Source organism: Pseudoalteromonas sp. NCIMB 1079 (genome assembly GCF_040567695.1).
In the GTDB taxonomy this organism is placed as follows: domain Bacteria; phylum Pseudomonadota; class Gammaproteobacteria; order Enterobacterales; family Alteromonadaceae; genus Pseudoalteromonas; species Pseudoalteromonas distincta.
Window position 1 is genome coordinate 24,402 of the sequence record NZ_JBEWZA010000003.1, and the last position, 16,045, is coordinate 40,446.

Sequence of the window (16,045 nt, forward strand, 5' to 3'; positions counted from 1 at the left end):
AACAGGCATTTGAAGTAAAAGCACTTGATAGCGACTACTTTATAGAAGATTAAACTTAATAAAAAAGGATTTTAAAATGGCGATTAAAGCTGCAACTGCATTATTTATAAAGCTTGGTTCAAAAGGTGATTACGAGAGTGAGTGTATTGAAAAAGAAGGTACAATAAAGTTAGATTACAGGCAAATTCCTCATGAGTTATGTTTAAGTAATAACTGGGATAAAGTGAGTGAGTTTGTAGCTCTGGAGTACAATACAAACAAAGCTTCGACAACAAGCCATCGAAATCAAATTAAAAGGTTTTACACCGAGCCTAAAACAACAATGTGGATTACATTTTACGACTGTAAATTGTGGTACTGCTTTGCTGAAGAAGAAGTTCTGCTTGATGAGAACAGTAGAACAAAATCACGTAAAACAGTTGATGGTTGGCGCAGTGTAGATAGTCAGAACAATTCACTTTTCATACAAACTCTAAGTGGCAAGTTGACTAAAGTACAAGGCTTCAGAGGTACAATTTGTGATGTTAAAGAAAAAGAGTACCTGCTTAATAAAATCAACAATACTCAACACCCTGATGTTAAAAATGTAGAGACGAATTTAGTATCACTTAAGCTCTCACTCGAAAAGATCATCCAATTGTTGTCACCGCAAGATTTTGAAGTATTTGTCGATTTAATATTTCGTTCATCGGGGTGGTCAAGGGTTGGCTCTGCGGGTAACACAATAAAAACGCTAGATATAGAACTCTTGGCGCCAGTTACAGGAGAACGTGCCATTGTTCAGGTGAAATCACAGAGTAACCTAAGTTTATATAAAGAGTATGAAGAGCGATTAAATATAGAGGGTTATGATAAAGCTTTTTATGTGACCCACACACCAGATAAAAAGCTAAGCGACCATATTAATACAATGGATAAGAATAATTCAATTCAGGTGTGGGACGCTGAAAAGCTTGCTGATTTATCAGTGAATGCAGGATTAATTGAATGGCTTGTGAGTACAGTTGGATAGTAATTCATTCACTATAGGGATGTTAAATGAAAACTGAAGTAGTGAAAGTGCTCAATAAAGCTAATGATATATTAAGAGAATCTCCGCTTCCAAGGATCGAACGATACAAGTTAATAATTTCATTAATTACATACCATCATATCTCCTATCATCAGGAAATAGTGGAAAAAGAAATTTTAGATTATCGCTTTCCTTACTTTGTACCTGAACACTGCCACTTTAATGACTTAGTAAACTCAGATAGATACAGTTTGAAAGAGCGGCTAATCAGTAATCTCGTAGAAATTGAGGCTGAGAATGACTTTTTAAACGGTATATTTCCTATCTCTTTATTTCAGCATTTAGATAGCTATTACCTAGTTGAGTTACTAATGTCTATTCATTATTTATATTACAGAGTAATCAGTGAATGTGATACACAAATAGCTATCTTTGTACAAGAATGGCTCAGTCCTAGAGAGATTAACTTTGGTCCTGATTTGCCCGTACAAGTTGCTGAGTTAATGTTGTTGCTCTTAGATTTAAAGAAAAATGAGGATGTATATGATCCCTCATTTTGCATCGGTAAGATGTTAATTAGTCCCAAAAGCTTTGATGGTAATCTGGGTCAGTATCAAGGTTTTATTTACGGTGAGACAAATCAGCTAGATGAGTTTTGGTTTGCTAGAGTCCTCATGATTTTGAGTAATAACCTTAGTGTTAATGTAAGGCTAGGGGACGCATTACTAAATCCGCAGTTTAAAGAATCAAACTCATACGATCTTAAAACGTTTAACAAGATAGTTTCCTTTCCTCCAATTAATCAGAAGTTTTTCAATCATGGAGAGTGGAGTTATTTAGGAGGAAAACGGACTACTTTTGGAATGCCCCCTAAAAGTAATGCTAACTATGCTTGGTTGTTACATCAATTGGCTAGTTTAGCTCCCGATGGTAAATTAGTAACGCTTGTTACATCCCATATGTTGGCGGCTTACCGTGCAGAGTTGAATATAAGAAGCGCTCTTATTTCAGAAGACTTAATCGAATCTGTTATTGCCTTACCATCAAAAATATTGCAATCAAGTTCAGTTGACCTTTGTATTTTAATAATTAACAAAAATAAAAGTGAGAAGCTAAAAACGTTATTTATTGATGCCAAGTACGACTATCTTCAGTCGAGAAGGGCTAATGAGTTAACACGTGAACACATCAACAATATCATTCAAACTTACAATGAATTTCAAGATATAGGGACCTACTCTAAGGTTGTTAGTTTAGATGATATAAAAGCTAAAAATTACTCTTTGGCTGTTAAAGAGTATGTTGATAACTCACCGAATAAAAAAATAATTGATAGATTACAGCAGAATCATAAAACGTTTAAAGAGTATTCATTTGATAGCTCTTCAGAGTTAGATCAACGAGCCGTTTTGTCTATGCGTCGGATGAAAGCTGGATCTGAAACAAAAGCTAATTCTGTATTTATTTCTTCAATGCAAAGTCGTAATCGTGTCCTGACAAATTTAGACGAACTAACACCCCAACAGCAAAAGCGTTATATTGAAGTTCAATTTAATGAGAATATTGTACTTTGCCGTTATGCGAAGTTGTATTTAGATTCAGAGTTAGGCAAGTTATCACTGGAACACCTTTCTTCAGGTACTTTTGCTATGTTGTCTATTAAAGATTTACATAAACTAAATATTTATGTGCCGGAGAAATCAGAGCAACTAAAAGTACTTGAGTTAGCAAATAAATTAGAAGCAGCAGAATCTACTCTAACTCGTTACAAGAGTGATCTAATCACTAACCCATCCTCAGCTCATGAAATAGCAAATCAAACAAATAGAATTATTTTTGATTTATCTGATATTAGCGATATTGAGCGTGTTAAAATTCTAGTAGAGATTAATGAAACTAAAGAGATTGAGTTTAAACAGTTTTTCTTTCTCAAAGAGCAAGATGTTTACAACCCTTCTGGAAAAGTTGAACGTAGCGAAGAAGAGCAGACTAAGGTAATTAAAAATATAGCTTCATTTCTCAATACTGATGGCGGCACATTATTGTTGGGTGTAAGTGACAGTGGCAAGTTGGTTGGAATAGATAGAGAAATGTCAGCTTTAAATTTGCAGAAAATTGAAAAGTACCTAAAAGATTTAGAAAACAAAGTGACAAATTTGCTAGGTGATTCAATTAGCAAATTGGTTCGCCTATCTTCAGTTATCATAGATGATAAAAATATTGTTATCGTAGATTGTATTACTTCTCCTGAGCCTGTTTTCATGAAAGGTGAAAATAATAAGTATCAAGATTTTTATATAAGACGCTCATCAGAATCAGAAGCTTTATATGGTTACGAGCTACTAAAATATATAGAAATGCATTTTAAAAACAAGTGATTAAATCGGCTCATAAGTCGCCTATTAAAATAAAGAGATTAGATTAATGGTTCAACAACACCAACAAGAATTAAAAAAGCAGCTTTGGAATATCGCTAACAGCTTACGTGGCAATATGTCGGCTGATGACTTTCGCGATTACATACTTGGGCTTATTTTTTATAAGTATCTTTCTGACAAGCTCAACACTTATGCCGATCAGCTACTGAGTGAAGACGGTATTGTATTTGCTAAAATTGACGAAACAACAGCAGAGGGCCAAGAGTACCTTGAAGCTGTAAAAGAAGAGACACTTGATAAGCTTGGCTACTTTTTAAAACCTGCAGAGCTTTTTCATGTACTTGCTGAACGCGGTGCTAACGATAAGTTTATACTTGATGATGTAACCAACGTGCTTAACCATATTGAGCAAAGTACTATGGGCGTAGACAGCGCTGATGACTTTAACGGTTTGTTTGATGACCTAGACCTAACCTCTAACAAACTAGGTAAAACACCGGATGCGCGTAATAAGTTAATAGCCAAAGTATTAGAGCACCTTGATAACATCGACTTTCACCTAGAAAGTAGCGAAATAGACATACTTGGCGATGCTTACGAATACCTTATTGGTATGTTTGCTAGTGGCGCGGGTAAAAAAGCAGGTGAGTTTTATACTCCGCAAATGGTATCTAAGTTATTAGCAAAATTAGTAACTTTAAATAACCCGCACATTAAATCGGTTTACGATCCTACCTGTGGCTCTGGCTCATTGTTGTTACGTGTTGCAAAAGAAGCTAATAACCCCGATTTAAAGTTTTACGGACAAGAGCAAAACCCAAGTACTTACAACCTAGCCCGTATGAACATGATTATGCACGACGTGCATTACACAAGGTTCGACATTCAAAACGACGACACGTTAGAAGTTCCCGCACACTTTGAGCAACGCTTTAGTGCTGTGGTAGCTAATCCGCCATTTTCGGCGGACTGGTCTGCCAACCCGCTACACATGAATAACGAGCGCTTTGCCGACTACGGCAAGCTGGCACCAAAAGGCAAAGCCGACTTTGCTTTTGTACAACACATGATCCACCAGCTTGCCGACAACGGCACAATGGCGGTGGTATTACCGCATGGCGTGTTGTTTCGTGGTGCTGCCGAAGGGCATATACGTAAACACCTTATTAAAGAAAAAAACTACCTTGATATGGTAATAGGCTTACCTGCTAATATCTTTTTTGGCACGTCTATTCCTACTTGTGTGTTGGTGCTAAAAAAACACCGTAAAGCTGACGATAATGTATTGTTTATAGATGCCAGTAATCACTTTGAAAAAGGCACTAACAACAACGTAATGAGCGAGGAAGACTTACAACGCATTTTAGATGCCGTAAGCAAACGCGATTTTATTGATAAATATGCGTTCGCAGCTACACAAACCGATTTAGCAGAGAACGATTACAACCTTAATATTCCGCGTTACGTAGATACCTTTGAAGATGAAGCGCTTGTTGATTTGAGAGAGGTTGCGCAGCAGCTGGTGGCAAATGATAAAGCGATGCTTGAAACGGATAAAATAATTGCTGATTTTTGTGATGAGCTAGGGGTTGAAATTCCATTTGGGATAGTAAAATGAGCGCAGTAATACCTAAACTTAGGTTTCAATGTTTTCAAAGTGACTGGAGTGAAAATAAACTATCTCACTTCTGCTATATAAATCCACCAAAACCTATTGAACCAGTTGATGGTAAGGTTTCATTTATACCTATGAATGCAGTAACAGAAGAGGCTAAGCTTTCTTACTCTGAAACTGTTCTGTACGAGAGCTATTGCAAAGGTTTTACAGGTTTTCAAGATGGGGATGCGATTTTTGCTAAAATTACACCTTGCTTTGAAAATGGTAAAGGGGCTTTATTGCAAGGTCTCGTTAATGGTGTCGGTTTCGGTAGCACTGAATTCCATGTTCTAAGAGCAAAAGAAGGTAACTCACCATCATTTATACATTATTTATTGAGTACACCTAAGTTTCGTTTTGTTGGTGAACAGAATATGCAAGGTTCAGCAGGACAGAAACGTGTTACTACAGATTATTTACGAACATACAAAGCTCACTTTCCTAAGTCGAGCTTAGAACAACAAAAAATAGCTAACTTCCTCACTTCAGTTGATACTAAAATCAGCCAGCTAACTGAAAAGCACCGCTTATTAAAAGACTATAAAAAAGGCGTAATGCAACAAATTTTTAGCCAACAAATTCGTTTTAAAGACGATGATGGAAACGCTTTTCCTGAGTGGGAAGAAAAGTTGTTAGGTGATATAGCTACTTTTACAAAAGGTAAGAGTATATCGAAAGCTGATATATCAATTGATGGTATAACTCCCTGTATTCGTTATGGTGAACTGTATACTACTTACGGTGAGGTTATAGAATCAGTTGTTTCTGCAACAAGTTTACCGATAAAGAGTTTACTTTTTAGTAAAGCAAATGACGTTATAGTCCCATCATCAGGTGAAACTCAATGGGACATTGCAACCGCAGCATGTGTAAAGTTAAGTGGTGTAGCTTATAGCGGTGATCTAACTGTTATACGGACTCCGTTAAATGGAGTTTTTTTATCTTATTATTTTAACTCGGCCAAGAAGCGAGAAATAGCTTCATTATCTCAAGGTAGTTCAGTAATTCATTTATATTCAACACATTTAAAAAGCTTAAAAGTTGAAATACCTTGCGAAGCTGAGCAGCAAAAAATAGCGCAATCCTTACAATCGCTCGATAAAAAAATAAACGCTGTTAACGATCAAATTGAACAAACTAAGCTATTTAAAAAAGGCTTACTACAGCAAATGTTTGTGTGAGAAATAATGACTAATAAAATTAACGACAACCCAATAGCGAATATTATTGATATTCAAACTTTGCAAGAAAGCGTAGAGGTTGAGTGTAAGCAGGCGAGTGGCCGCGATGGCCATGGTGCAGTGCCTAACGATATGTGGGAAACCTATAGCGCGTTTGCCAATACCCGTGGTGGCTTAATTTTATTGGGCATTAAAGAAAAAAAAGGCACGTTTACGGTTGAGGGTATAACAAACCCCGCGCCGCTAATTAAGAATATTTGGGATACGGTTAACAACCCAAATAAAGTGAGTGTTAATTTACTCAGCGAAAGCGACGTACGGATTGAAACACTTGAAGGCCAGTCGGTTATTGCGATTACTGTGCCGCGCGCTCCGCGGCAAAGCCGCCCTGTATTTATGAATGCAAACCCACTTAATGGGACCTATCAGCGCCGTTACGAGGCCGATCAAAAGTGTTTGCCACCGGCAGTAAATAAAATGCTGGCAGAGCAAGAGGAAGTGCGTGATAACCGCATTTTAGAGCACTTTACCTTAGACGATATAGACCCCGAAAGCTTGCGTATTTACAGGCAAATGTTTATTGACGCCAAACCACAACATCCTTTTTTAGAATTAAGCGACCAAGAGTTTTTGCGTTCAATACGTGGCTGGCAAAAAGACCGCGCAACAGGCAAGGCAGGCTTAACCCTTGCAGGCCTGGTAATGTTTGGTAAGTGGGATGCGATTCAAGACGCACTACCAAGTTTTGCACTCGATTATCAAGAAAAAGACGACAGTACACACCGCTGGATAGACCGAATTTATACCGATGGTTCTTGGTCGGGAAATGCTTTTGACTTTTATCGTAAGGTTTACCGTAAGCTCACGGTAGATTTAAAAGTAGGCTTTAACCTAACCGATGGCGGGCAACGGCAAGATACAACCCCAGCGCATGAGGCTATTCGTGAAGCACTTGTTAATACACTCGCACATGCAGACTTTAGTACCGAAAGTAATATTTTAATTGAAAAACACCCTGACTTTATCGGCTTTAGAAATGCAGGGCTTATGCGAGTGCCTGTACATGAAGCTAAAGCAGGCGGTAATAGCCAGTGCCGTAATCCCGCTATTCATCAAATGTTTTTAAATATTGGTTTGAGTGAAAAAGCAGGCTCGGGTATTCCTAAAATATACAGTAATTGTAAAGCGCAAAACTGGCAGCCCCCACATTTGTACGAAAAAGACGAGTTAAACCAAACCTTATTAGAGTTGCGTATGGTAAACATGGTATCGCCAGAGTTACACCAACGCCTAATTGAAACGTATGGTGAAGGTTATAACAAACTAAGCGAGCTAAAACGCACCATTTTAATGACCGCTATTACTGAGTCATGGTTTAACCACGAGCGTATTTGTTCGCTCACTTCAGAGCATACGAGAGAAGTGACACTTGCGTTAAGTCAGTTAGTTAATGCAGGGTACTTGGAGTCGGCAGGCCAGCACCGAGGCAAGATATATCATTTAAAAGGGATAGAAGTGCCAACGCCAGACAATGAGGCTGGTAGGAACATTAGCTTTGTATTATCACCTAGTCAGGCAGCGTTGCCCTTGATTGGTAGTAAAAAAATTAATGAAGTGCCGGACTTAACAGAGCCAATGCCGGAGCTTAACCCGCCAGTGCCGGAGTTAGTGCCGGAGCTCAATCCGCCAGTGCCGGAGTTCGATTTAAGTGCTTCTAACTTTTGGCTTGAACTCAAAGAAATAGCATCGCCTATTGCCCAAAATTCAGGACGTAAACAAAAGCCTGATGTACAAAAAGCGATAATTGATTTATGTACTAAGTCGGCTCCTAATTGCTTAAGGCTTAGCGATATAGCGCAATTGCTTAACATGAATACAGATACATTGAGAAAGAATTACTTACGTGAGATGGTTAAAGAGCAGGTATTATTTTTGGCCTATCCAACAATACCGAACCACCCAGAACAGGGTTATAAGTTACACAAAGATTAGCAACAAGCTATGAATGTATTGCATAAGGCTAGTACCAAGGAATTGTAGATATAATGACTTACCAAAGTGAACAACAATTAGAAGATGACTTAATTGCACAACTTAGCGAGCAAGGTTTTACGCGCGTAGTTTTAAAGGATAACGCCGCTCTTGAAGCTAACCTTAAACACCAGCTAGAAAAAGTAAATAACTGCAAGCTGAGTGATACTGAGTTTACACAAATACTCGGTAAGCTTGGTAAAGGTAATATATTTGCTAAAGCCAAAATACTGCGCGACCAGCTTGATGTAGCACTTGATGATGGCGACAGCATGCACTTAACCTTGTTGTTCGATGATCCGCAGCAAAACAGCTTTCAGGTAGCTCAGCAAATAACGATAAAGGGCACGTACACTAACCGATACGATGTAACGCTATTAGTGAATGGTTTTCCGCTGGTACAAGTAGAATTAAAGCGCCGTGGTATTGAACTAAAAGAAGCGTTTAACCAAATTAAGCGTTATCAAAAGCATTCGTTTCATGCCAACCATGGTTTGTTTAACTATGTGCAGCTGTTTGTTATGTCGAATGGAGTTAATAGCCAGTACTTTTCTAACAACAGTGAAATGTCGGCTAAGCAAACCTTTGACTGGACTGATAGCGAAAACAATAAAATAAGCCAGTTGCATGACTTTGCCGAAGCGTTTTTAACGCCTTCCCACCTAACGCATATGCTCACTAAGTACATTGTGCTTAATGAAACAGGTAAGTACTTAATGGTGCTTAGGCCGTACCAGTTTTATGCAGTTGAGGCGATTGTAGAGCAAGTTAAAACCACAACTGATAATGGCTATATTTGGCATACAACGGGCTCAGGTAAAACATTAACCTCGTTTAAAGCCGCACAGATTATGACCTCTCTGAGTGAGGTTGATAAAGTTGTGTTTGTAGTTGACCGTAAAGACCTAGACTACCAAACAGCGCTTGAGTTTAATGCGTTTGTAAAGGGCTCTGTAGACAGCACTGACAACACAAGTATGTTGTTCCACCAGCTGTTAGATAAGCCTATGAAAGGCAGAAAAGTTAATCAAAATCGTAATACTAAGCTGGTGGTAACTACACTACAAAAGCTTAATAACGTGGTGACTAAACAGCGCTATTTAAAAGAAATGCAAAGCCTGCAGGATAAGCGCATTGTGTTTATATTTGACGAGTGCCACCGCAGCCAATTTGGTGATACACATAAAAATATTACCGAATTTTTTAATAACGCGCAGTTGTTTGGTTTTACGGGTACGCCTATATTTGCCGACAACGCCGTTGCTAAAAACTCAGTTAAACGCACCACAAAAGATTTGTTTGGTGAGTGCTTACATCCTTATGTAATTGTGGATGCAATACGCGACGCTAACGTGCTTAAGTTTGCTATTGAGTACGTTGGGCGTTACCAATACAAAGATGGCTCTAACAACAACCTAGACATTGAAGTTGAAGACATCGACACCAAAGAGCTTTTAACCTCTCCTGCGCGCTTAGATAAAATAACCGATTACATTATTTCCCAGCATAATCGTAAAACGCATAGTCGTGAGTTTAACGCTATGTTTTGTGTTTCAAGTGTGGCTGAGCTTATTCAATACTATGAGCTATTTGCAGCGAAAAAGGCACAGGGAAAACATAACCTTAAAATTGCCACCATATTTAGCTATGAGGCTAATGAAGAGGAAGAATACGAACTAGGTAATAGTGATGACCCAAGCATTAAAGAAGCCTCTGTTAAGTATTTAAATGAAGGGCAAGCCGTCAAGCTACATAGCCGCGATAAGTTAGACTTATTCATTAACGACTACAATGCTATGTTTGGTACAAGCTACTCCACCAAAGACAGTAAGTTATTTGAAGACTACTACAAAAATATATCTAAGCGCGTTAAAGCCAAAGAGATTGATATATTGCTGGTGGTGAATATGTTTTTAACCGGCTTTGATGCCCCAAAAATCAATACGTTGTACGTTGATAAAAACCTTAAATATCATGGTTTGGTGCAGGCCTTCTCGCGCACTAATCGATTATTGGGTGAAACTAAATCGCACGGCAATATAGTGTGTTTTAGAAACCTTAAAAAAGCTGCTGACATTGCTTTTACGCTGTTTTCAAACAAGCAGCCTAAAGAATATATAGAAACCCCTTCGTATAATGAGCTACTAGTCGATTTTAACGACGCCTATGGTGCGCTAATCGCAATTACGCCTACCGTTGACTCAGTTAATGCTTTACCTGATGAAGAAGCTCAGGCGTTGTTTGTGAGGCAGTTTCGTGAGCTTATGCGCTTAAAGAACATGTTAAGCAACTTTGCTGATTTTGATATGGACTCAACCGCTATGGGCGAGCAAGAGTTTCAGGATTATACGAGTAAGTATGCCGACCTTGGCAGGCAGCTACGTGAGAACTCAAGTAAAGAAAAAGTATCGGTTTTAGATGACGTTGATTTTGAACTAGAGCTACTACACAGTGATATAGTAAATGTAACCTATATTTTGCAGTTATTGCGAGAGTTACACGGCGAAGAAAGCGGCGACGAAAAAGCCCGTAAACGTCAAGTAATAGCAAACCTTATAGCCACAGATCCAACCTTATTAAGTAAAAAAGCACTTATAGATAAGTTTATGGACGAGCACTTACAAGGCATACCTGCCAGTGCTGACGTTGATGAAGAGTTTGAGCTTTATTGGGAAAAAGAAAAGCGCCTAGAGCTTGAGAGGTTTGCCCACGAGCAAAAGTTAAACCAAGATCGCCTAGAAAAGCTAGTAACGCGTTATGAGCTAAGTGACGAAATGCCACTAAGGGATGACTTTGCTGATGTACTAGAAACCAAACCCAGCCTTTTACAACGCAGAAGAATACTGCCAGTAATAACGGATAAATTTAAACACTTTGTTGATACGTTTATCGCAGGGTTTTAAAGGAGTGAGGTGTTTTTCGTAAACCGTGAACGGTTTGTTAGGGACGTATAAGAAAATGTTGTATTTATGAATTTCGAACGTATTTGGAGTGAGTTTACGAAAGCTATATCTTAGTGTAGCAGGGCAACGTGTATTGAAATTACACAACAAAGTATAAAAATGAGACTGTAAAGCTGATAACTTTCTGGGCTAGTTTTTTCGGCCGCTACGTGCCATTTGCAGACATTAGCAACGCCTGAGCTCAGGTGCATTTGAGACAACGCCTGCTTTTGCGTTAGCAAAAAAGTGGGTGGCGGATCAAATGTCATCTGCAGAGACTTTTTAGGCAGCGTTCACCGTATTCTAGGAACGAGCGTTTACGAGGCACGTGCCGAACTGGCCTTTATGACTTTTGTAAACAACAAAAAAATATTTGGATCAAACTTCGTGTCCACTTCATGCTTCAAGATATTCATAGTTTCAAGGTGCGATTTAGCCATGCGGTATGGCCTGCTAGTCGTCAGTGCATCATACGCATCAATGATCGAAAGTATTCGACTACTCAGGGGAATATCGGCACCAGCCAGTCCGTCTGGGTATCCGCTTCCATCAAATGCTTCATGATGATGTCTGACAATAGACGCGACCTCGTCTCTGTTTGTCAGGAATGTCTCACTAATTATTCTCTCACCGATAACCGAGTGAGCCTTTATCTCTTCTCTTTCATCAGGTGTGAGCTTTCCAGGCTTCGAGAGAACAGTATCACGAACTCCAATCTTACCCACGTCGTGTAATTGACTGGCAATACGCAAGTCATCTAATGAGGGGGCACTCAAATCGGCCGCACGCCCCACTTCCAACGCAAGCGCACAGACGCGGTCACAATGGCCTCTAGTATACGCATCGCGCGCGCACAATGCCGTAATGAGTGATGGGTAAGCATTTTCTTGATCTGGTGCGAGGGCAAAAGCCATTGAATATCTCTCCTTGTTCAGCAACGCCTAACAATTTAATAGTGCGCTCATCACGCATATTTTTGCTGACTTCAAGCTCATCTATCCACATTCCAACAAATAACCGAGGGTATTTCAAGATTTTAAATAAATTTAAATGTAGGATATACGCGTTGCTCGTTTGCTTGACTATATGAATAAACGACACAACTTTATCTATTAATTAGCCCTAAATTTAGCCATCCTCAATGACCGGTTATCGCTCTTTTGAGGCATTCGCCTAAACACGTTTTGGGGCAGAAATGAGTTTGGCAACATCGCCTCTGTTAGATTCCAATCAGCACAGAAAGTACTACCTCTATAAGAACTATGCTTTAGTTCAGTTCACCCTTACAACCGCAGATATTAACCATTAAAGGAGATGTTACACTTTTAAGTATGCATAACAATAAAGTTCGAAACTTTTCGATGCTATTTGTCGCAGTCTGCCTTTTGTTCTAACAAGCTTTTGCCCCAAAACGTGTTAAAGCAATTATTCTATAGGTCGGCTTTGAGCGAAAAGCAGACATTGACCGTTAATCGTTTCAACGACGGCAATTAGCCATGAGCAGTCATAGCGATGGCACGTAGCGAGTTTTAACTGTCAGTTATGTAACCATAACGGTCATTAAAGACTTATAATAAATAGCAGTACCAATTATAAAACATTTTCAAATATGAGGTTCGGCACTCGCTACTTTACTTCTAAACAAATTTCGCCAAGCATTAGGTGTTGTATCAAATCGCTGCTTAAAGTGTTTACGAAATATTTGTTCTGAGCTAAACCCTGCCTGTTCTGATATATGGGTAATAGACAGGGCCGTTGACTCAAGTAACTCTTGGCTACGATTTAGACGCAAATTATTCAGCCATAGTTTGAAACTTATTCCTTGGTTAGCTTTAAAATAGCGACTAAAGCTTCGAATACTCATAGCACAATATGAAGGTAAGCGCGTAATTAACCCCACATACCAATGTTAATGGTACCTATGCATAATTAACTCAGCATATTAACTTGAGGTAATTATGAAAAAACAGCAAAAAATAAAGTACTGGCAAGCCATCATTGAACAACAGCAATCTAGCGCGTTAACTACCATTCAATTTTGTCGTGATAACAACATTAACCCATCTACTTTCTATGCCTGGCGCAAGCGCCTTTTTGGTGAAAACACCGCCGGTTAAAAAGCAACAGGTGATCCCCTTTGTTATTCATGAGCAAGCCTTTACACAACCCTCAATGATTAAGCTCACCACACCAAACGGCTACCAATTAGATTTCGAGTCGACATTAGCGCACCAAGCACTAGCCAAATTATTGAGCGTACTGTGAAACCTTGCACCCACCAAGTTTACTTGGTCACGGGGGTCACTGACATGCGAAAATCAATCAATGGCCTGAGTATTATTGTCAGCGATACCCTATCACTCGATCCTTTAAGCCAAGCATGGTTCGTTTTTTGTAATAAACAACGCGATAAATTAAAAATTCTATTTTGGGATACCAACGGTTTTTGGCTTTATTATCGTCGTTTAGAGCAAGGGCGATTTCAATGGCCCAAAGAGACTAATGAACACACGGCTATGGGGATTGAGCAACGCCAATTACAATGGTTACTATCGGGGCTACCAGTCAGTAATCAAACTCGGCACCTGGCTTTATCTGGGTTATCGGTGATGTAAATTAACCAGATCGTTTTTTTACTTGAACGATCTTTCCCCTGTGTCATGCTATCAACATGCCAGACACTATTCTCATCACCGAACTACAAAATCAGCTTGCGCTTATGCAGGCTAAGCTTGATGCCTTGGAAAAAGATAAAATTTCATTGCAAGAAGATAAGGTTGAAATGCAAGCGCGTATCGACCATTTACTGGCTGAGCTTAAATTAAGTAAATCGCAAAAATACGGCAAGAAAAGTGAAAAAGCCCCGCGAGGTACCTTCAACGAAGCTGAGCAGCATAAATCCACAGAGCCGCCTAAACATCATAAAAAAGGTAAGCAAACATTAGCGGCGCATTTTGAGCGCGAAGAAGTTGAGCACACGTTAACGGTACTTGATTGCCCATGCTGTGGTGAACAACTACACCATTGCGGTAGTGAAGACAGCGAGCAAGTGAAAATTATTCCGGCGAAAGTGAGTGTCATTAAGCACAAGCAATTTAAATATGCTTGCAGACATTGCGAGCACGAACAACTGACCAGTAAAATAATCACCGCGCCTAAACCCAAGCAGCCTATTCCTGGCAGTATTGCGAGTCCAGAAGCGTTAGCGGCGATTGTTACGGGCAAATACTGTGATGCCTTACCGCTTTATCGTTTAGTTGACATACTGGGTCGTGGCGGTCTTGAGCTATCACGAGGAACGTTAGCTAATTGGTGCATTAAAGCGGGTCTGCTTATCAAGCCATTAGTAGCAGCCATGCAGCGTCACTTGCTTGGTGAGCATAGCTTGTGTGCTGATGAAACCCGTACACAAGTGTTAGATGAAGGTGAAAACCCTAACAGCAATTCTTACATGTGGGTTTATCGCAGCAATGAAGCCAGCGATGAGCCTGTGGTTATTTACGGCTATCAGGCGGGTCGCAGCCGCGCTTGCGCAGAAGAATTTCTCGCGGGTTATCAAGGCTATTTACAATGCGATGGTTATTGTGTTTATGACGGTATTGAAGGCATTATTCCTGTGGGCTGTTGGGCACACGCCAGACGTAAATACGATGAAGCTTTAAAAGCAGAATCAAAAAACAAAGGTCGTGCTCATAAAGCTATTAGCTTTATCAGTCAATTATACAAACTAGAAACGCAAGCGAAAAACAAAAAGCTATCCCCCCAAGCGCGGTACCAACTGCGTCAAGAAAAAGCCTTACCGATATTATTACAATTCAAAGCATGGCTTGATGAAGCCAGTGATAAAGTCACTGCGGGAAGTTATATTGGCAAAGCGATAAAATACAATCTCAACCAGTGGCATAAACTTATTAGATACGTTGAAGATTGCCATTTAGGCATTGATAATAATATTACCGAGCGAGATATCCGGCCGTTTACTACCGGTAGAAAAAACTGGTTATTCTCAAAATCGGTTAATGGTGCCCAGGCAAGCGCCACACTTTATAGTATTGTGATGACCTGCCGCGCCAATGACATCAACACTTATTACTACTTTCTGCATTTATTTAAAACGTTGCCGAGCAGAGATGTGGGTGATGATGACTTTACCGACTTAATGCCGTGGAATGTGCAGCTAGACTTTGATTATAGCTAAGCGCACTGCTTAAATGCGCGCTTACTTATCGTCTCCTGAGACTGTAAAGCTTACAGTTCCGAATCCAACCTCAGCGGCTCGTATGATCTTCTTAGCCATTTGAATACTCCTAAATTTATAGTTCACGCAAATAATACACTTCAGTTTTTAAAGCAGAAAATTTTAGGGAAGCCCAAAATCATACTTGTAAAGTTTCAATCAGCATGTTTCGCATACAAGAAATATAAAGGCTCAAAAGTGACATGAAAATGACATAAAACTACACACATCTAAAATTAACTTTCAACTCAATCACTCGGAGCTAAAAAGTGATACAAAAAGGCCTGAAAATGGTAAGCCAATACGTAGCAGCATGCACACGGCAGTAAAGGGTCTAAAAGTGACATTAATCGGTCGGTTTTCGGTAAATACGCAGAATTGTCTGCATTAAAGCTGGCAGTACCTAGTCTGGTGATTGAAAGTAATTGATGTACTAAATTGAAGTGTGGGGAAGCGTTTTAATTTCAGCTTACTCAAACTTATTAAGTATTACACTTATCAATAGCTCTAATTAATAAGTGGGCCTTTATGAAAGTGCCCCTAATAGGACGTTCGATAAACACAGCTAAAAAATAAACTGCCCCAATTAATGGGGCGAATAAACTTT

At 39.4% G+C, this 16,045-nt stretch carries 11 protein-coding genes; 9 read left to right on the top strand and 2 right to left on the bottom strand.

Annotation, left to right across the window (positions count from 1 at the left end):
• Window positions 1–76: 76 nt before the first annotated feature.
• Genes ABX891_RS20290 through ABX891_RS20315 form a run of 6 tightly spaced genes read left to right on the top strand, consistent with a single transcriptional unit; the run spans window position 77 to window position 11,162 of the window.
• Complete coding sequence (locus ABX891_RS20290) at window positions 77–1,012, top strand: PDDEXK family nuclease (RefSeq protein ID WP_089369359.1); 936 nt, start codon at window positions 77–79, stop codon at window positions 1,010–1,012.
• Window positions 1,013–1,038: 26 nt separating this feature from the next.
• Window positions 1,039–3,390 carry an N-6 DNA methylase gene (locus ABX891_RS20295; RefSeq protein WP_089369358.1) on the top strand — a complete coding sequence of 784 codons (2,352 nt, stop codon included), beginning with the start codon at window positions 1,039–1,041 and terminating at the stop codon, window positions 3,388–3,390.
• A gap of 46 nt (window positions 3,391–3,436) precedes the next feature.
• Window positions 3,437–5,008 (top strand): type I restriction-modification system subunit M, encoded by a 1,572-nt coding sequence (locus ABX891_RS20300; protein ID WP_089369357.1) that lies wholly within the window; start codon window positions 3,437–3,439, stop codon window positions 5,006–5,008.
• A complete protein-coding gene (locus ABX891_RS20305) occupies window positions 5,005–6,228 on the top strand; it encodes a restriction endonuclease subunit S (RefSeq protein WP_089369356.1) in 1,224 nt (407 codons plus the stop codon). Before ABX891_RS20300 ends, ABX891_RS20305 begins: the two co-directional genes overlap by 4 nt.
• Before the next feature lie 6 nt (window positions 6,229–6,234).
• On the top strand, window positions 6,235–8,220 hold the full coding sequence (locus ABX891_RS20310) for an RNA/DNA-binding domain-containing protein (RefSeq protein ID WP_089369355.1): 1,986 nt from the start codon (window positions 6,235–6,237) through the stop codon (window positions 8,218–8,220).
• A gap of 53 nt (window positions 8,221–8,273) precedes the next feature.
• Window positions 8,274–11,162 carry a type I restriction endonuclease subunit R gene (locus tag ABX891_RS20315; protein ID WP_354630518.1) on the top strand — a complete coding sequence of 963 codons (2,889 nt, stop codon included), beginning with the start codon at window positions 8,274–8,276 and terminating at the stop codon, window positions 11,160–11,162.
• A gap of 356 nt (window positions 11,163–11,518) precedes the next feature.
• Here ABX891_RS20315 and ABX891_RS20320 read toward each other — a convergent pair whose 3' ends face one another.
• Both ABX891_RS20320 and ABX891_RS20325 read right to left on the bottom strand, forming a co-directional pair.
• A complete protein-coding gene (locus ABX891_RS20320; RefSeq protein ID WP_004589546.1) occupies window positions 11,519–12,115 on the bottom strand; it encodes an HD-GYP domain-containing protein in 597 nt (198 codons plus the stop codon).
• A 689-nt stretch (window positions 12,116–12,804) separates the two neighbouring features.
• Entirely contained in the window at window positions 12,805–13,065 is a 261-nt protein-coding gene (locus tag ABX891_RS20325) for a helix-turn-helix domain-containing protein (protein ID WP_086998905.1), read from the bottom strand.
• 94 nt (window positions 13,066–13,159) lie between these two features.
• Here ABX891_RS20325 and tnpA point away from each other — a divergent pair, with 94 nt between their 5' ends.
• The 3 genes from tnpA (at window position 13,160) to tnpC (ending at window position 15,399) form a co-directional block, all read left to right on the top strand.
• A complete protein-coding gene (gene tnpA / locus ABX891_RS20330; RefSeq protein WP_244181091.1) occupies window positions 13,160–13,318 on the top strand; it encodes an IS66 family insertion sequence element accessory protein TnpA in 159 nt (52 codons plus the stop codon).
• 144 nt (window positions 13,319–13,462) lie between these two features.
• Window positions 13,463–13,816 carry an IS66 family insertion sequence element accessory protein TnpB gene (tnpB, locus tag ABX891_RS20335; protein WP_255319079.1) on the top strand — a complete coding sequence of 118 codons (354 nt, stop codon included), beginning with the start codon at window positions 13,463–13,465 and terminating at the stop codon, window positions 13,814–13,816.
• 56 nt (window positions 13,817–13,872) lie between these two features.
• On the top strand, window positions 13,873–15,399 hold the full coding sequence (gene tnpC / locus ABX891_RS20340) for an IS66 family transposase (RefSeq protein WP_089369341.1): 1,527 nt from the start codon (window positions 13,873–13,875) through the stop codon (window positions 15,397–15,399).
• The last annotated feature ends 646 nt before the right edge of the window (window positions 15,400–16,045 follow it).